Origin of the sequence: Streptomyces albipurpureus, from assembly GCF_023701525.1 — a bacterium.
GTDB classification, from domain to species: Bacteria; Actinomycetota; Actinomycetes; order Streptomycetales; family Streptomycetaceae; genus Streptomyces; species Streptomyces albipurpureus.
The window spans coordinates 1-17,866 of record NZ_JAMQAW010000008.1 but is presented as its reverse complement, the minus strand read 5'-3'; the positions used below and the strand labels follow the sequence as shown (position 1 = coordinate 17,866).

The following is a 17,866-nucleotide window of genomic DNA, read 5'->3' as shown; positions in this document are numbered from 1 at the left end:
AGACGTCGGGGCAACGGGCAGAACCGGGACCGGCACGGAACCGAGGCAGGCACGGAACCGAGGCAGGAACCGGAGCCGGAACAGGACCAGGAGCCGGACAGGAACAGGACCAGGAACAAGATCGGAGCAGGCGGGGAGCGGAGCTCAGCCCTGCCCTAGCCAGGGTGTGGCCAGGGCACCGCGGAAGCTGAGCACAGCGGGACCGGGGGCCAAGGAATGCCAGGTGGTGGCGAGGCTCCGAAGGAGAAGCAGGAGGGGTGAAAAAACCGGCCAGAACACCCCTTGTGCCCTCCGCCCAGGCCTCCACCGCGGCGACGACTCAGAACAAGCGAAGCGTCGCCCCACGCAAAGCGCCCACCGGGCCGAACCGCCGCCTAGAAGGGATGGGCTCCCATGGACGAGGCGGGCGGCGGACCATAGCCCTCGGCGACTCGCTGGTGATAGGTCTGGCGGTCGATCACCTCAAGGCCCACGATCGTCCACGGGGGCAGTCTCGAAGTCGAGCGGTGTTCACCCCACAGCCGCAGCGCCACCGCGGCAGCGTCATGGAGGTCCCGCGCCTCCTCCCAGTACCGGATCTCTGCGTGGTCACTGGCGTAGCGGCTGGTGAGGAGGAAGGGATGGTCGTGGGCGAGCTGCTCCAGACCACGTCTGACCTCCTTCAACGGTGCCTCAGCGCCGGAGACGCTGAGCGTGATGTGCCACAGCTTCGACTGTTCGTCGCCGTACCCACCCCTCGCGGTCTCCGTTTCCGCCGCTGCTCCGGCTTCAGTCCCCGCCACGGCCCCGATGGTGCGTTCGGCCCGCTCGGGCGAGCCGTCGCCGTCAAAGTCCGCGCCGGCTTCGACGCTCGTCAGGGCCCGTTCCTCACCCGCCGCCCCGCGGGTGTGATCGCCCGCGCTCCGGCGGGTGTTCGGGACGCCCCCATTCCCACGGGGTGCATCCCCTGGGCGCGCTCGTCTCACCGGCGGCCTCCTGTTTACATGTGTCGTCTTGCCGTCCCCCGCTAATTGCCTCGCAACAAAGTTGACCAGTCCTGGACCGAACATGGGGCGTTTTTCATGAAGGTGTCTGTCGGATGACGGGACTTTCAGCCGTTTCAGGGGTTCATGACGACCAGATCGTCCCTGTGTACGACTTCTCTCTCATATGCCGGTCCGAGCTCTTGGGCGAGGTCTTTGGTGGAACGCCCGAGAAGTTGCGGGATCTCCTTGGCGTCGAAGTTGACCAGTCCACGGGCGACCGCGCGCCCGGCGGTGTTCCGTAGCTCGACCGGGTCACCCGCGCTGAACTCACCCTCGACGGAGGCGATTCCGGCGGGCAGCAGCGACTTCCGGCCCTGTACGACCGCGTTGACCGCGCCGTCGTCGAGGACCAACGCCCCCTGCGGGGTGGAGGCATGGGCGAGCCAGAGCAGACGGTCGGCGGAACGGCGCCCGGTTTCATGGAAGTAGGTGCCGGTGGCTCGACCCGCGAGGGCGTCCGCGGCGCGCACCGCGGAGGTCAGGACCACCGGGATGCCGGCGGCGGCCGCAATCCGGGCCGCCTCGACCTTGGTGACCATCCCCCCGGTGCCCACACCGGCCTTTCCGCTGCTGCCGATCTCCACATGCCCGATGTCGGCCGGCCCGCGCACCTCCTCGATGCGTGAGCTGCCGGGCTTGGCTGGATCGCCGTCGTACAGGCCGTCCACATCGGAGAGCAGCACCAGGAGATCCGCCCGTACGAGATGGGCGACCAGGGCGGCGAGGCGATCGTTGTCACCGAAGCGGATCTCGTCCGTGGCAACGGTGTCGTTCTCGTTGACGACGGGCACCGCGCCCATGGCGAGCAGCTGGTCCAGGGTGCGGTAGGCGTTGCGGTAGTGGGCCCGGCGGCTGGTGTCATCGCCGGTGAGCAGGACCTGGCCGACCCGTACGCCGTACCGTGCGAAGGAGGCGGTGTATCGGGCCACCAGCAGCCCCTGGCCCACGCTGGCGGCGGCCTGCTGGCGGGCGAGGTCTCTGGGGCGGCGGGCGAGACCGAGTGGGGCGAGTCCGGCGGCGATGGCCCCCGAGGACACCAGCACTATCTCTTTTTCGCCGCCGCTGCGGACCTTGGCGAGTACGTCGACGAGGGCGTCCACCCGGTCGGCGTCGAGTCCACCCGATGCGGTGGTCAGGGACGATGAACCGACCTTGACGACGATTCTGCGGGCTTGCGTTACCTGCTGTCTTGCCACTGTCACAGGCCGAATCTATGCCAGGGTGCAGGTCGAGCGCCCCGGCATTTCACCCGCTGGACAACATGCTGGACAGCTCTCGGCGCGGAGGGCAGCGCCCTGGGTGCGCTTTCCAGGCAGCCCGGCGCGCCGGGAGTGGACCGCACGCAAGCCGCGCGTAGACCCCCGAACGCCTTCGGCGGGGGCCGCGGATGAACGAAAGCAGGTGAGCGAAAGCGGCGGGCGGCGCTTTCGTGAGGGCGTTCTCAGCGAAGGGGTCGCCGTCCAGGTACCCCGCAGCGGTGGGCCGCGGCCACCGCGACTCAGCGCGGGACCCACACCATGACTCAGCACAGGCCCCAGGGCCCGTCAGAGGCCCTGGAGGACCCGAAGAGCCCGGCGGCGACCGTCCCAGCCAGCACCCGGTCTATGCCCCGGCCAGTGCTTCCCCGCCCCCGCCTGGCCTCCGACCAACCAGCTGCCCCGCTGCCCGGCACAGGGCCGGTCCCAGAGCGCCCCGGCACCATCCAAGCCAGTCCCGCGACCCGGCTCCCACTCACCGCGGCGTTGTCAGACCCGTGGGCCGTGCCCGCTCCCGGCTCCCGCCCACGCCTGGCTGACGTCTCCTCTCCCCGCAGCCTGAAGGTCCCCAGGCTGGAGGTCCCCAGGCTGGAGGTCCCCAGGCTGGAGGCGTAGACGCCCGTCCTCGAAGCGGCACCCGGAAATCCGGCTGGACCGCCGGAGGTGCGCTGGGACGTGGATGAGCAGATACGTGAGCGGGCCCCTACGGCAGTACTGCCGTAGGGGCCCGCTCCGCTGTCCTCGATCGATCTGCCGTACTCCGCGCTCCCGCGTCAGCGGGCCAGCGGGGCCTCGTGCTCGGTGGCCGCCGCGGGGGCCACCGGGCCGGCGTCCGGTTCCCGGTTGAGCTCCTTCTGCGCCTGTTCGCTCAGTCGCTGCTGCACACCCAGGTTGCGCGCCTCCGCGCCTGCCTGAAGCGTGCGTACGGCCGCGTTGAACCGCTCCATGGAGGTGGGGTGGTCGGGGCCGAGGATGTACTCCTTCAGGTCCCTGCGCGAGCTGGCGAGCCCGTCGCGCGCCGGGAACTCCACGGCTTCCAGCAGCTGTGTCAGCTCGACCGCGCTGTTGGACAGCACCACCGCCGCACGGGCCGCGGTGTTCTGGCGCTGGAACTCCTCCACGCCCAGGGCGGCGGAGTCGGTGACCGCGTACGGCTTGCCGCTCGCCATGAAGTCGGAGACCACGCTGGAGATGTCGGAGACCATCGCGTCGGACTCGTTGAAGCAGTCGTAGAGCTTCGGCTCGGCACCCGTCACGATCAGGTGCTCCCACCAGCCGATGGAACGCCAGTAGGCGCCGTTCCAATCCGCCCGCAGCTGTTTGATGCGCTCCAACCGGACCGGGTCAGCCAGGCAGACGCGCGATTCCTCGGCTTCGTCACCGCCCAGACGCCCGGTCACGGCGAGTGCGGCCAGTTCGGCCTCGATACGTGTGCGCTCGGCGCGGGCCGCTGCCTGTCCGGACTTCGCCGCCGCGGCCTCGGTCGCCCAGCGGGCGTCGGTGGCACGCGCGGTCGCCGCAGTACGCACCATGGCCATGATCCGCTCATGGACGGCCTTGGCCTTCTTGTTGCGGATGCCGGTGAAAGGGTGCGGCTTGTAGATGAGGCGTACCGGCTTCTCGGCGGCGAGCAGCCCGCGGACGATGTTCTCGCCCGCCAGCAGCAGCGAGGTGTTGCCGGGGTTGTCGTCCCAGCCCTCCCAGGTGGGGGCGTACAGAATCGTGGGGATGGGGTTCTTCGGGGTGCCCGAGCCCGTTCTGGTGAGCTCGATGCCGATGGGCACGATGGGCGCGAGCTGCGGCCGTCCGACCTCGACGACGTCCTCGTCGCGCACCCCGACATCGGCCAGCGCATAACGGTCCCGGCCAGCGCGTCCCGCCGTCCAGACCTCGTCGTACACCTTGCTGAACGGGTTGACGCTGGCGAGCTTGTCGCTGTCGCCATGGCCGATGAAGACGTGCTGCATGGTCGGTACGCGCAGCAGATGGATGTTCTTGCCGACGTTCGCGGGGTAGAGCGCCACTCGGACCGTGGAGAGGTCGAGGTTCATCAGATGCGTTGCCGCGGGTACGCAGATGACCGGCACCGCGGTCGTGTTGACCTTCGCCACCAGTTCACGTTCGCGCATGATGATCAGCGGGCGACCGTGGACGTGCTCCATCGTCTCCAGCCACATGTTGATCTGGTACGCGGACTCGGTGGAGCCGGAGAAGTAGAGCACGGTGGTCGGCCGGTACTCCAGGAGCCAGGCGCTGATGGCCTTGAGGACGGCCGCAGCGCCGGGGACCCGCCTCCGACGGAGGTAGGGCACGAGCGCCGCGGTGTAGAGCGAGCCCAGTGCGAGGGTGACGGCGACGCCCGCGTAGCCGGCGATGTCGTTGCCGAGGAACGCCGCGGTCAGGACACCGGCCATGGCGGGGATGTCCAGATGGAGCATCTTCTCCGCGGATCGGTGCATCAGCGCGTGCGGTGGGGCGTCCGGGATGCGCAGGCCCGAGAGATCCACGTTCCGGGTGACGATCGGCAGGGTGCGGCGCAGTCGGATGAGGGTGGTCAGGGCGCCGTGGGGTGCCTGAAGGCCGTAGAAGACCAGAAGTCCGGCGACGGCCGTGTAGAAGAGCGGGCTCTCGGCCAGTCCCTCCCGGGCGAGAAGCAGGACCAGGAGCAGTTGGCGCAGCAGGAAGCGGATCGGAAGCCCTATGCGGACCTTGTTGAGTCGGTTGATCAGATAGCTGCTCTTCTGGTGCAGATACCAGTCAGCCAGATAGGTCGCGGCAGCCGCGGCGGCGAAGAGCCAGATGCTCGGGAGTAGCGCGGCAAGCATGACGCATGGGTAGCCGAGTCCGATCAGAGCCGCTGCGGCCAACTCTGACCGGCTGCCGACACGTGCCAGACGAATGGCGGTCGAAATCACGAAGAACCTGCTCCAAAGGGTGCCGGTTAGTCCTTATTCATATTGCTTCATCAATGGCGAAGTCGGGATTGTGGAAATTCATATTCCAGGACTTCGCCAATGCGGGCCTCCCCATCCCCCACATCCCCGGCAGATCGCGTCGAGGTGTTTACGGAGGCCCGCAGCGCGCCGGGATTGCGATGGCCGATGTGATCATCGCAAGGGATTGATCACCGCGACCGCACCCACTGCGCCACTGCATTAACTGCGAATTATTACACGTCCCCCTCGCGGTCGAGGACCGCGGCCAGGGCCTGCTCAAAGCCGGACGCCTCGCTGGCGTCCCGCGTCGGGTCCTGCTGGCGCACGTCGATGACATGGCCGGTCAGCTCGGACAGCAGTACATCGAGCGAGGTCCTTGCCACCGCTTCGGACGACAGCAGAGAGCCCGTGGGTTCCACACCGAAGGCCTTGGTGCGCATGGGGGTAGCCGTGCGCTCGGGGTTGACGCAGTTGACCCGGACACCGTCGTTCGCCCACTCGTCGGCGAGGGCCTGGGTGAGATTCACCATGGCCGCCTTCGTGGAGGAGTAAAGGCTGTACTCGGCGCGCCCGCGGGTATAGCTGGAGGAGGTGTAGAGCAGCAGCTGCCCCTTGGTCTCCGCCAGGTATTTGTAGGAGGCACGGGCGATCTGGACGGGCGCCAGGTAATTGACGTTCAGCGCTTCCAGGATGGTGGTGTTGTCCGTCTCGGCCAGCTTGCCGATACGCAGGACGCCCGCGGTGTTGATCACGTAGTCGATGCGCCCGGTCTCGGAGTAGGCCTTGGAGAGGGCGTCATCGACGTGTTCGGGGTTCTCCACATGGGTGCCGGTGGTGGAGCGGCCCAGGGCGTAGACCTTGGCGCCGTACTTCTCCGCCAGGACGGCGATGTCCGCGCCGATCCCGTACGAGCCGCCGAAGACGACGAGCGTGCGGCCCGCGAGCAGCTCGCGGTACGCGGCCTCGTCGGCCTGTCGGGGAGCGGCCGTGGAGGCCAGCTGGAAGAGCTTGTCGGCGATGAAGACGTCGACGGGCTGGGTCACCTTCATGTTGTACTCGTCGCCCGCGACCACATGGATCGGCACGTCCGGCAGGTACTTCAGCACCACCGAACAGTCGTCGGTGGCCTGGAAGTTGGGGTCGCCGGCGGCAATCTCGTACGCCTTGCGGATGGTCGACAGCTTGAATGCCTGAGGTGTCTGGCCACGCCGCAGACGTGAGCGGTCGGGCACATCGGTGATGAACTCGCCGTCGTCGCCGTGGGTGCGGGTCACGATGATGGTGTCCGCGGAGGGGATGGCCACGTCGACGGCGGCATGGCGCTCCAGCGCGTCCACACAGTCTTGGATCACTCGCTGTGACAGAAGCGGACGGACGGCATCGTGGAAGAGGACATTGCGGTCCTCTCCCTCGGCCAGCCCCTCGCCGAGCGCCGCGATGGCGCGCTCGGTCGTCTGGTTGCGGGTCGAGCCGCCCTCGATGATCCGGGTGACCTTGGTCAGCCCTGCCTTGGCGACGATCTTCTCCACGTCGTCGACGAAGCCGGGTGCCATCAGAACGATCACATCGTCGATGGACTCAGCCTGCTCAAAGATGGTCAGTGTGTGCTCGATGACAGCCTTGCCGGCGACCTTCAGCAGCTGCTTGGGGATGGAGAGACCCACTCGCTGCCCGGTGCCTCCGGCGAGGACGACTGCCGTGGTGCGGGGCTTGGCTTTGTGCGGCACAGACACAGAACGACCTACCTTGAGACGAGTGGGGGACGCTGCGATGGTCGCACTCTGCGTGAGCGTCATGCAAGGTGGCTACCCACCGCCTGACCCCCCGGGGACACCGGGCGTTCATCCGCTGGCCAGCGAGGTCGGCTCCGTCGCCCTCTGCCCGGAGAGTGTCAGATGCCACACCATCTGCGGGTTTGTGCAGCTGGTGGAGCATGTGTTCCCTTCTCTGAGGCAGGGGTCAGCGGTCGCTGACATGAAGTACGAGCGCGTTGTCGCGGTCGTACGCGAGCTTGACCTTGACCAGTCGCTGCTCTCGCTGCCGGAGCTTGCGCAGCACACGTCGGACCAGCAGGAGCGGGCGCTGCTTGTGCAGCAGGGTCTCGGGATAGACGAAGACATCGCCCTTCAGGACCACGTCGTCAAGGACGCGTCCGACCCGGACCGGCTCCTGGCCGGGGGCGTATCGCAGCCATACCTCCCAGGTGTCCTTGGGGCTTCGCTGATGTGCGGCGGCGGTCTCGCAGCCGATGGTGGCCTCGAAGCCTCGGGTGCCCTCACGAGTGCCGGGGAAAACCAACTCGTCTCGTGGTTCCTCACTGCGCCGCAGCAGCAGTGACGGTTCACCAGATGGTTCGGCCGCCCCCACAAGGCGTCCGGCCAGGGTGAATCTGCGCTGGGAGAGCAGAATGTCGCCCGCCTCCGCGTGGACGGGCCGGCGCCAGGAGCGCAGCACCAGGTGCTGCTTGGGGGCCCGCCGGTAGGGAACGAGATGGCGTACCTGTGCGTCGACGGTGAGTCGGTCGGCGACCCGCAGGGAACCTCGCTGGTCGACCGCGCGGGCGAGGATGCCGACGCGGAGCCCGGTGGCCTGCTGGTCGGCGTGGCACATCCAGTGGCCGTCGGGGAAGTCCTCGCCTGCGGGGATGGTCGCCGTGCCGTCGGGGCCGATCGGGTAGACCCGGGCGGGTTCGGTGCCGCTGATCTGGGTGCAGACCAGTCGTAGTCCCGGGTGTTTCAGTGCGGCGGCCTCCGGGCTGACGATGCGTACGGTGAGCGAGCCGTCGGGCTCCGCGACACAGTCCGCGACCGGGGCGAAGGACGTGCTGCGTTCCCGTACCGGGGTCGGGCCGCCGCCTCTGCGCTGGGTTGAGCCGGCGCCCAACTCGGCGAAGAGGTCCGCGTACTGCTTGGCGACGGCGGCCGGGTCGTAGCGGCGGGCGTTCTCCCTGGCGTTGGTGCCCATCCGGCGGCGCAGTTCCTCGTCGTCGATGAGCCGGAGCAGTGCCTCGGCCACCGCGCCCACGTCCCCGACCGGGACGAGCAGTCCGTCCTCGCCGTCCTTGATGATCTCGCGCGGGCCGTAGTCGCAGTCGGTGCTGACGACCGGTAGGCCGCAGCGCATCGCCTCGACGAGGGTCATGCCGAAGGACTCGTGGCGGGAGGTGGAGACGGCGATGGCGCCCTTGACCCACTCGGGCTCGATCGGTGAGCGCGGGCCCATCAGCTGAACGCTGTTGTAGAGGCGGAGCTTCTCGACGCGCTGGCGCAGTTTCTCCCGCTCCGGGCCCCAGCCGCAGATGCGCAGGGTCCAGTCCGGGCGTACGGCGACCACCTTGGCGAACGCCTTGAGCAGGACTTCGTACTGCTTCTCACGGGAGAGCCGGCCGGCGGCGACGATGATGTTGCCGGTCAGGTCCGAGGGGCTGACGTCCGGTTCGGGGACGCTGTTGGGGATGGAGAGCACCCGGGTGTCCGGCAGCGGCATGTTCTCGCGCCAGATCGCCGCATCGCCCTCGGAGACGGTGACGAAGGCATCCGTCTCCGCCAGGAAGGTCCGCATCTCCTCGCGGAGTGGTTCCTTGTGGTGGTTGTAGGTCATGTGTTCCTGACCGATGACCACGGCGGTGACGGGCGCGAACTGGGCGGCGTACGCGACGAGTCCGGGCCGGGTGCCGATGACCACATCCGCGTCGGACGCGGTGTAGTGAGCACGGACCCGCTCGTCGGTCAGCTGGCTGTACTCCTTGTACCGCGCTTCGTGCCTCGGAAAGAACTCGGCCGGCTTCTGATGGGTCGGGTGTTCCTTCTCGTTGTCCGGGGAGGACGGGCGCGTGTCCACGAGTGGGACCACGGCGATGCGGGGGTCGATGTCGAACAAGGGGATGTCCCGATGACGGAAGACCGAGACGATCTCCACCTCATGGCGACCGGCCAATTCCTCCGCCAGATTGAGCGTGGTGCGGATGGTCCCACCAATGCCATAGACGGTGTGGATAAGTAGGGAAATCTTCACCAGTGCTCCGCTTTCTCTGCCGGGGCCACTCGTCTCCGTCCCCGGCTAATAGACCCGGAAGGGGGGCGATCGGTTGTACCTCGCCGTGCACCAATACGGCATCGGAACGCCAGACCGACACCTGTCACCACCGGACACGCGGAAAAGGGGGCGGACCGTTCCCGGAACGGGTGAGCACCACGTTCGAATGGCGCGAACAATCCGTCGCCGGATGTGCGTGGGGAGAGTCCCGACCGCGCTGTCGGGCTCGGTGAGCGGCGATACGTCATCAAGGCAGGGCCATAAGAAACAAGCCAGACAAGCCAGGGCCCGGAAAGACCAGCCCGCCCGCGGGGAGTGAACTCCGCGGGCGGGCTCGGCTGGATTCGCTGGCCCCTGCCGAAAAGGGTCGGACTACTTGAAGGGGTCGAACTCGTTGTACTCCCGCTGTACGTCGTCCCGCTCCGCGTCGCGGTCGCGACGGCGCTGTGTGGCGGGGCGCGGTGCTTCCAGACGGTGGTCCTCACCACGACGGCCGAGCATTTCCGCTCCCGCCATCACCGTGGGCTCCCAGTCGAACACCACGGCGTTCTCCTCGGGGCCGATGGCCACGCCGTCGCCCGAGCGGGCGCCCGCCTTCAGCAGCGCCGCCTCGATACCGAGGCGGTTCAGCCGGTCAGCGAGATAGCCGACGGCCTCGTCGTTGCTGAACTCGGTCTGGCGCACCCAGCGCTCCGGCTTCTCGCCGCGCACCCGGAACAGCCCGTCCTCTTCCCGCACCACCGAGAATCCGGTGTCGTCCACGGCCTTCGGGCGGATGACGATCCGGGTCGCCTCCTCCACCGGCTTGGCCGCACGTGCTTCGGCGATGATGCCGGCGAGGGCGAAGGACAGCTCCTTGAGCCCGGTGCGGGCCACGGCCGACACCTCGAAGACGCGATAGCCGCGGGCCTCAAGGTCGGGGCGGATCATCTCGGCGAGATCCTTGCCGTCGGGGATGTCCACCTTGTTGAGGACGACGACCCGCGGACGGTCGTCCAGACCGCCGTACTGGGCCAGCTCGGCCTCGATGACATCGAGGTCGGACGTCGGGTCCCGGTCGGACTCCAGGGTCGCCGTGTCCAGTACGTGCACCAGCACCGAGCAGCGCTCGACATGGCGCAGGAACTCCAGCCCCAGGCCCTTGCCCTGGCTTGCGCCCGGGATCAGACCGGGCACATCGGCGATGGTGTAGACGGTGGAACCGGCGGTCACCACACCCAGGTTGGGTACGAGGGTGGTGAAGGGATAGTCCGCGATCTTCGGCTTGGCCGCGCTGAGCACCGAGATCAGCGAGGACTTCCCCGCGCTCGGGTAGCCGACGAGCGCCACGTCGGCGACGGTCTTCAGCTCCATGACGACATCGCGGGCCTCGCCCGGGACACCGAGCAGGGCGAAGCCCGGAGCCTTACGGCGGGCCGAGGCCAGGGCCGCGTTACCGAGACCGCCACGGCCGCCCTGGCCAGCGACGAAGGTGGTGCCCTGACCGACGAGGTCGGCGAGCACATTGCCCTGGGAGTCCAGGACGACGGTTCCGTCCGGCACCGGCAGCACCAGGTCGGTGCCGTCCTTGCCGGAGCGGTTGTCACCGGCTCCCGGCTGACCGTTGGTGGCCTTGCGGTGCGGGCTGTGGTGGTAATCGAGGAGTGTGGTGACCGACTGGTCAACGACCAGGATCACATCACCGCCTCGACCGCCGTTGCCGCCATCGGGTCCGCCGAGCGGCTTGAACTTCTCCCGGTGAACGGAGGCGCAGCCGTGGCCTCCGCTACCCGCGGCGACGTGCAGCTCGACGCGGTCCACGAAGGTGGTCATGGTTGTCCTCCAGATACGTACGGGATTGTCTTAGCTCTAACACAGCGGAGGCGGACCCGCTTCCCGTGCGGGAAGTGAGGTCCGCCTCCGCGGAAAACGCTTCTGGGCTGCCTTGGATCAGGCGACCGGAACGATGTTGACGACCTTGCGGCCACGGTGACGGCCGAACTCGACCGCGCCGGGCAGCAGCGCGAAGAGGGTGTCGTCGCCACCGCGACCGACGCCCGAGCCGGGGTGGAAGTGGGTGCCGCGCTGGCGGACCAGGATCTCGCCCGCGTTAACGACCTGACCGCCGAAGCGCTTCACGCCGAGCCGCTGAGCATTGGAATCGCGCCCGTTCCGGGTGGACGATGCGCCCTTCTTGTGTGCCATAGCTCCTCAGTCCCTTACTTCGCGGCCGTCGGGATGCCGGTGACCTTGATCGCCGTGTACTGCTGGCGGTGACCCTGGCGACGGCGATAGCCGGTCTTGTTCTTGTAGCGCAGGATGTCGATCTTCGCGCCCTTGTGGTGGTCCACGATCTCGGCCGTGACCTTGATGCCCGCAAGCACCCACGGGTCGCTCGTCACGGACTCGCCGTCGACAACGAGCAGGGTAGAGAGCTCTACCGCGTCGCCAACCTTGGCCGTGGGAATCTTGTCAACCTCAACGATGTCGCCGACAGCTACCTTGTGCTGGCGACCACCGCTGCGCACGATGGCGTACACGCGGATCTCTCTTTCGCTCGGATCGGACCCCTGACGCCAGCCGCTCGCACAGGCCGGAGCCTGAAGTGATCCGGAAGGACAAGCGGCCTCTCCCAACGGCCCGAAGCCGGTCGGGAGGGAGATGCTCAGGGGTGGATGCGTATGGAAACACACCGATGGGCAAGGTTACGGGGGCGGGGTCCGGGCGGTCAAACCGGCCCCTGGGTCGTCCCGCCCGGTGCGCCCACCCGGGCCCATGTGGTCGCACACCTACCCGATACCTGGTGAACGGCGGCTACTGCCTGTTCAATGGGCAGCTGTGTCGCTGCGATCCCTGATGTCCATGCCCAGGATGCTGCGCCATGGCTCGGCCGTGGGCGCGGATCTGCCGCCCGACGAGGCCGTCACGGTCGATGCCGTGACCGACCTCACCCTGCGCGCCGCACTGGACGCGGCCGCCATCGGGGATTCCGGGCCCGCGCGGGAGCTGCTTGCCGAGACCCGGGTCGGGGCCCAGTGGGAGCGGCGCAGCAGCTGTGTGGCGGCGCTCGCCGGGAGCGCCCTGCGCCATCCCGGCTGGTTGGAGAAATGGCTCGACAGCCGACCCGATGACCCCGACGCCACCTTGCTGACGGCTGGCCTACGGGTCCAGCGGGCGTGGGCGGTGCGAACCGGAGACGAGGCCGACGAGGCCGGGGAGATCTCCGACGAGCAGTTCCGGGTCTTCTTCTCGCTGCTGGAAGACGCCGTTCCCGTACTGTCCGCCGCCACCGAGCTCAATCCGACCGACCCCGTGCCGTGGGAGATCGCGCTCAACCACGCCCGGGGCATCCAGTCGCCGCGCGAGGTGTTCGACTCCTACTGGGCCGAGGCGGTCGCCCGCTCCCCCCATCACTTTGGGTGCCATGCGTCAGCGCTCCAGTACCTGTGCGAGAAGTGGTACGGCTCCCACACCGAGATGTTCGACTTCGCCGAAAGGGCCGCGAACGGAGCGCTGCCCGGTTCCCTGCTGAAGGCGCTGCCGCTGCTGGCCGCCATCGAGTACGAGGTGGTCTCCCCCGACCCTCCGGAGCGCGGGCCCATCACCCGGGGCCGGCTGGCATCCGCGGTGGCCCGCGCGCTGGAGCTCTCGTCCTGGTACGAGCCGGGCGATCCGGAGGCGGCGGAGTTCCGCAACCATCTGGCCCTGATGTTGATCTTCGACCAGCGGTGGCAGGACGCGCTGGAGATGTTCCGGGCGATAGGCGTGCACGCTCGGAGACTGCCCTGGGCGTATGTGGGCGAGAGCCGTAAGGAGTTTCTGGAGTTCCGGCTGGGCGTACGGATGCAGGTGGCATCGAGCACCCCGTTCTTCGGTAGACCGCCCCAGCCGCCCGCGCCTCCCGAGCCGATGCCCCTCGCACCACCGTCAGACGGTGTACAGCGCTCACTGGTGATCGCGGCGGCGGCCCCGGACGAGGTCGCCGAGGCCGCTCTGATGTGCGGGGTCTCGCTGCGGATCGCTCCGGCCCCCTGGGGGGCGGCGTACGAGGTGCCCGGGGAGCCGGGAGCCCCAGCGGCGGGGGGCGGGGTACTGGACCGCGGTGGAGCCGGCCCTCAGCCCGCTCCTCGGCAGCCAGGCGACGGTGAGCACCGGAGCGAGGGTCCGCCCGCGGTCCCCGGTGGCCCGCGAACCGAGCCCACCCCGCCGACCGATCCCCCGGCGCCCGAGGCCGAACCGGCCGCGGCGGCGGAGCGCCCCGGCACGAGTCCCGACGCCTCCGATCGGGTGATCGGGGAGTCCGCCGCGAGCGGTCCCACCGGCTCGGGGCCGGGGCCGGCCGCGTTCTGGCTGGACCGGGAGCCCCATGGCCCCGGCTCCGTGCTGTGGGGAACCGGTCCTGGCATCCCCGGTGCCGGCGCCGCGCCCTGGAAACCGGGCGGAGTAGCCATGCCGCCACCGGGGCACAAGAGCCCACAGATGAGCTATGTGGAACTCACACCCGACCTCTTCCCCAACCGACGCTCAGCCGTCGCCACCGGCGAGGAACTGCTGATGGCGGCCGCGAGCGGCTTCACCGCCGGGGAGCCGTGGCCCGCTCTGGTGCTGCACCACACCGCGGGCCACCACGGGTTCGCCCTGCTGCGCAAGGGGTCGGTGGTCACGGCCCACCAGTGGGACCCGGCCGCCCCGGTCATCGACCACGCCCAGGCCGCCGCGACGGCCCAGGCACTCGCATCGGCCTTTCCCCCGGCCGGCCCGCGTCCGCTCATCACCCTGCTGCGCGGTGGTGACGACCCCGCCCGCCGACAGCGTCAACTGCTCGCCGCACTCGGCCTGCCCCCGCTCCCGGACGGTTTCGGTGAGCGCGACGAGATCCTGAAGGACGCGCCCGGGGCTCAGCTCGTGCTGCGGCGCGGGGTACTGAAGGGCATTCGCGACAGCATTCGACGTAGGCGCCCTTGAGCGAAACCCCTTCCTCGCAACTCACGCCTTTCACCAGGCAGTTACCCATATAGGGGGACATCGCTCCCACCGCTTCGCACGCATCTTCGGAAGGGGTTCCGCTGCCGTCGAAATGACCGTACGGTCCGTCCGTAACTCCTGCCCCAAACATGGAGCTGCGCGGTGCTGACACCTGGAATCACCCAAGAGCGGCTGACAAGCGTCGCCCGCTGGGCCCTGGCCCACGTAAACCGCTCGGAACGTCCGTTGATCGCGGAACGCGTCCTTGGAGCCGTCTGCCAACGGATCGACGATCCACGAGTGCGGGCCGCACTGCTCGCCGAGGGAGCCGAAGCGCGCCTGACCAGGGGATATCTCCCCCGGCACCTCCCCCAGGCGTTCACCGCCCAGCTCGCCTGCGCTGACCTTGAGCACAGCGAGGGCCGCTGGGCCGCGGCGGGGACCGCCACCACCCGGGCACTGCTACTCGCCTACCACCGGGTGGTCCATCTGGACGGCCCGAGTTCGCCGCTGGCCGAACAGCCGGCCCGGTTCACCGCCCCGCTGCGCAAGAGCAGGGCCGCGAAGGCCCTGCGCAAACCCCGCGGGCGAAAGGGGCCGGCCGCCCCGCCGCCCGAGGAGCGCCCGTTGCGGCTGCTCATGGTCCACCACGGCAACGACAACTTCCTCCGGCCGATCCTGGCCCACTACGCCCACCACGCGGGAGTGGAGCTCCAGACGCTGGACACCGCGTCGGATCCGGTGGTCGCCCCGCTCGCCAAGGGGGCCGGCCGGCTCGTACAGCGGGCCATGGGCGGCCAGGTCGGGTACGGGGCCGAGATCGAGCGGGCGCTGCGGCCCCGGCTCGACTGGGCCGATGTGGTCTTCGTCGACTGGTGCGCCATGGCGGCGGCCCTCTTCACCCTGGTCGACCCGATGACCACGCGGATCGTCGTCCGGTTGCACAGCTACGAGGCCTTCAGCCTCTGGCCGCACATTGTCGACTTCTCTCGCGTCGATGATCTGATCTTCGTCAGTGAGCATGTCCGCGACCTCTGTGTCGAGGCGGTGCCCCGGCTGAAGGAGAAGGGCGCGCCCAGGCTGCATGTGATCGACAACGCGGTGGAGTTGACGCCCTTCTCCCGGGCCAAGCGGCCCGAAGCCCGCTTCACCCTCGGTCTGGTGGGAGTCGGCCAGGTCGCCAAGGACCCGCGGTGGGCGGTCGAGGTGCTTCGGCTACTGAGGGAGAAGGACGACCGCTACCGGCTGAAACTGGTGGGTGCCCCGCTGGATCCCGCCGTGGGCCCCGCGGCCGCCCGCTACCAGCGGGCGTACCAGCGTGAGGTGGCCGCCTTCGGGGCGGCCGGTGCGATCTCCGAGACGGGCCAGACCGAGGATGTGTCCGGCGCGCTGGAGGACATCGGGGTGATCCTCAGCAGTTCACTGCGGGAGAGCTGGCACCTGGGTCTGGTGGAGGGTGCGGCCAGCGGCGCCGTGCCCGTCGTACGCGACTGGCCGTTCTTCGCCGACAAACCGCACGGCGCTCGGGCGCTCTTCCCCGACGACTGGGTCGTGGCCACCCCGCAGGAAGCGGCGGCGCGGGTGCTGAGGCTCACCGCGACCGAGGACATGTGGCTGAAGTCGGGCCATGAGGCAGCCGAACACGCACTGGCCGCCTGGGACTGGACCCAGGTGAAGGACCATTTCGACCGACTGCTACTCGGCCCCCACCGGGACGTATGCTCGGCTGGCGAAGACGCCATCCGAAAGGCAGCAGAGTGAATCACAGGGTCCAACCCACCGCCCAGGTCGACGAGACGGCGGAGATCGGTGCCGGAAGCAGCGTCTGGGAGCTCGCCCAGATCCGCGAGAAGGCCCGACTGGGCGAGGGCTGTGTGATCGGCCGCGGCGCCTATGTGGGCACCGGTGTGCGCATGGGCGACAACTGCAAGCTCCAGAACTACGCACTGGTCTATGAGCCCGCGGAGCTGGGAGACGGGGTGTTCATCGGCCCCGCGGTGGTCCTCACCAATGATCACAACCCGCGCTCGGTCGACCCCGACGGCAAGCAGAAGCGCGGCGGCGACTGGGAGGCCGTGGGCGTGAAGATCGCCGACGGTGCCTCGATCGGTGCCCGTTCGGTGTGTGTGGCCCCGCTGGAGATCGGCCGTTGGGCGATGGTCGCCGCGGGAGCCGTCGTCACCAAGGACGTACCCGACTTCGGGCTGGTCGTCGGGGTCCCGGCGCGGCAGATCGGTTGGGTTGGCCACTCCGGTGTCCGGCTGGTGGAGCGCGAGGGCGAACCCGGGGTGTGGGAGTGCCCGAAGACGGGCGCCCTCTACGACGAGAAGGACGCTCGCCTGACCGAGCGCTCAGCGTAACGAAGCCTCCTCCCGTGCGGCCGGTGCTGTGCTGGCCGCACGGGCGTTCCGTATGGGTGGGTCCCTCCCTCCCACAGCCCTCGAAACGACGTGTACATGTCTCAGAGCGACGTCCAGACACCCAACAAGCAGATAGGCGTCACCACCTCCGGGGAGGCGGCCAAGGCGGAGCAGCGCGCGCCGGGCGAATCCCCACCGGACGGCAAGTCCCCCCAGGCCAAGGCCCCCGCCCGCCTCTACGCCCTGGACGGGCTCAGGGTCGTCGCCGCCGTGGCCGTCCTGCTCTTCCACTTCACCGGCATCGACAAGGCGACCGATGTCAACTGGGGTGAAAACCCTCGGTACTTGTTCCCGGAGCTGTTCCCCTTCACCAAGTACGGCTCCTACGGTGTCCAGCTCTTCTTCATCATCAGCGGCTTTGTGATCTGCCTGTCCGCGTGGAACCGCACCCCGGGGCAGTTCGTCAAGGCCCGCTTCCTCAGGCTCTTTCCGGCCTACTGGTTCTCGGTCGTGGTGGGCGTCCTGGTGTGGCGGCTGCTCCCCGACAGCGAGCGCCAACTGCCCACGATCAGTGACTCCCTGACCAATCTGACGATGTTCCAGGTGCCCATGTCCGCGACCCATGTGGTGGGCGCGTACTGGACCCTGTGGATCGAGCTCTGCTTCTACCTGGTCTTCCTGCTCGTTCTGATCAAGGAGATCAACTACCAGCGGGTCTACGTCTTCGCCTGGTCGTGGCTGCTGTTCTCGGTCATCGCCCAGCAGAAGTCGACCGGCCTGCCGATCATGAGCACCATCGCCCCGGCCATGAGCACCGCGCTCTTCGTGGCCGGCATCGCGATGTATCTGATCTACCGGTTCGGCCCCGATCTCAAGCTGTGGCTGCTACTCGGCGGCAGCTGGCTGATCATGCAGAGCGATCTGATGGAGCACGCGGTCAATCTGCGCGACAACCGCGACTTCGACCGCAGCCCGTGGGTGGTACTCGCCCTGGTCACCGGCTTCTACCTGCTGGTGCTCGCGATCGCGCTGCGCAAACTGGACTGGGTGAACTGGCGCTGGCTGACCACCGCGGGCGCCCTGGTCTATCCGCTCTACCTGCTCCATGAAGAGCTGGGCTGGGCCCTGATCCGTGAGCTGTACGGGCATCTGGGCGCCTGGCCCACCCTGGGCGTGACGGTAGGCATCCTGGTGGCGCTCTCCTGGCTGGTGCACCGCTATGTGGAGCGCCCATCGGTCACCTGGCTCAAGAAGCGCCTCTGACCCGATCGGGAGTACGGCTGAGGGCCCCGCACCATCCGGTGCGGGGC

At 68.7% G+C, this 17,866-nt stretch carries 12 protein-coding genes; 4 read left to right on the top strand and 8 right to left on the bottom strand.

Annotated features, from left to right (window positions below; all coding sequences use genetic code 11):
* Window positions 1-374: 374 nt before the first annotated feature.
* The 8 genes from NBG84_RS09180 to rplU all read right to left on the bottom strand — a co-directional run bounded on the left by NBG84_RS09180 (window position 375) and on the right by rplU (window position 11,771).
* Window positions 375-965 (bottom strand): hypothetical protein, encoded by a 591-nt coding sequence (locus NBG84_RS09180; protein ID WP_250918823.1) that lies wholly within the window; start codon window positions 963-965, stop codon window positions 375-377.
* Window positions 966-1,099: 134 nt separating this feature from the next.
* On the bottom strand, window positions 1,100-2,227 hold the full coding sequence (gene proB, locus NBG84_RS09175) for a glutamate 5-kinase (RefSeq protein ID WP_250918822.1): 1,128 nt from the start codon (window positions 2,225-2,227) through the stop codon (window positions 1,100-1,102).
* A gap of 827 nt (window positions 2,228-3,054) precedes the next feature.
* Window positions 3,055-5,196, bottom strand: a complete 2,142-nt coding sequence (locus NBG84_RS09170; RefSeq protein WP_250918821.1) for a hypothetical protein — start codon at window positions 5,194-5,196, stop codon at window positions 3,055-3,057.
* A gap of 254 nt (window positions 5,197-5,450) precedes the next feature.
* Entirely contained in the window at window positions 5,451-6,950 is a 1,500-nt protein-coding gene (locus NBG84_RS09165; RefSeq protein WP_250918820.1) for a D-ribitol-5-phosphate cytidylyltransferase, read from the bottom strand.
* Between the two features lie 226 nt (window positions 6,951-7,176).
* Window positions 7,177-9,231 (bottom strand): glycosyltransferase family 4 protein, encoded by a 2,055-nt coding sequence (locus NBG84_RS09160; RefSeq protein WP_250918819.1) that lies wholly within the window; start codon window positions 9,229-9,231, stop codon window positions 7,177-7,179.
* Window positions 9,232-9,624: 393 nt separating this feature from the next.
* Window positions 9,625-11,064 carry a GTPase ObgE gene (gene obgE, locus NBG84_RS09155; protein WP_250918818.1) on the bottom strand — a complete coding sequence of 480 codons (1,440 nt, stop codon included), beginning with the start codon at window positions 11,062-11,064 and terminating at the stop codon, window positions 9,625-9,627.
* A 117-nt stretch (window positions 11,065-11,181) separates the two neighbouring features.
* Complete coding sequence (gene rpmA / locus NBG84_RS09150) at window positions 11,182-11,436, bottom strand: 50S ribosomal protein L27 (RefSeq protein WP_250918817.1); 255 nt, start codon at window positions 11,434-11,436, stop codon at window positions 11,182-11,184.
* A 14-nt stretch (window positions 11,437-11,450) separates the two neighbouring features.
* Window positions 11,451-11,771, bottom strand: coding sequence for a 50S ribosomal protein L21 (gene rplU / locus NBG84_RS09145; protein WP_250918816.1), 321 nt, complete (start codon window positions 11,769-11,771; stop codon window positions 11,451-11,453).
* A 298-nt stretch (window positions 11,772-12,069) separates the two neighbouring features.
* Here rplU and NBG84_RS09140 point away from each other — a divergent pair, with 298 nt between their 5' ends.
* The 4 genes from NBG84_RS09140 (at window position 12,070) to NBG84_RS09125 (ending at window position 17,819) form a co-directional block, all read left to right on the top strand.
* Complete coding sequence (locus NBG84_RS09140) at window positions 12,070-14,196, top strand: hypothetical protein (protein WP_250918815.1); 2,127 nt, start codon at window positions 12,070-12,072, stop codon at window positions 14,194-14,196.
* Between the two features lie 162 nt (window positions 14,197-14,358).
* Window positions 14,359-15,957: a glycosyltransferase family protein gene (locus NBG84_RS09135; RefSeq protein WP_250918814.1), complete on the top strand. Its 1,599-nt coding sequence runs from the start codon at window positions 14,359-14,361 to the stop codon at window positions 15,955-15,957.
* Window positions 15,954-16,556 carry an acyltransferase gene (locus NBG84_RS09130; protein ID WP_250918813.1) on the top strand — a complete coding sequence of 201 codons (603 nt, stop codon included), beginning with the start codon at window positions 15,954-15,956 and terminating at the stop codon, window positions 16,554-16,556. The genes NBG84_RS09135 and NBG84_RS09130 overlap by 4 nt, the downstream gene beginning before the upstream one ends.
* 96 nt (window positions 16,557-16,652) lie before the next feature.
* Window positions 16,653-17,819 carry an acyltransferase family protein gene (locus NBG84_RS09125; protein WP_250918812.1) on the top strand — a complete coding sequence of 389 codons (1,167 nt, stop codon included), beginning with the start codon at window positions 16,653-16,655 and terminating at the stop codon, window positions 17,817-17,819.
* The last annotated feature ends 47 nt before the right edge of the window (window positions 17,820-17,866 follow it).

Coding starts and splice junctions, on each gene's coding strand:
- rpmA (WP_250918817.1), bottom strand. CDS start 11,436: ATGGCACACAAGAAGGGCGCATCGTCCACCCGGAACGGGCGCGATTCC.
- NBG84_RS09125 (WP_250918812.1), top strand. CDS start 16,653: ATGTCTCAGAGCGACGTCCAGACACCCAACAAGCAGATAGGCGTCACC.
- obgE (WP_250918818.1), bottom strand. CDS start 11,064: ATGACCACCTTCGTGGACCGCGTCGAGCTGCACGTCGCCGCGGGTAGC.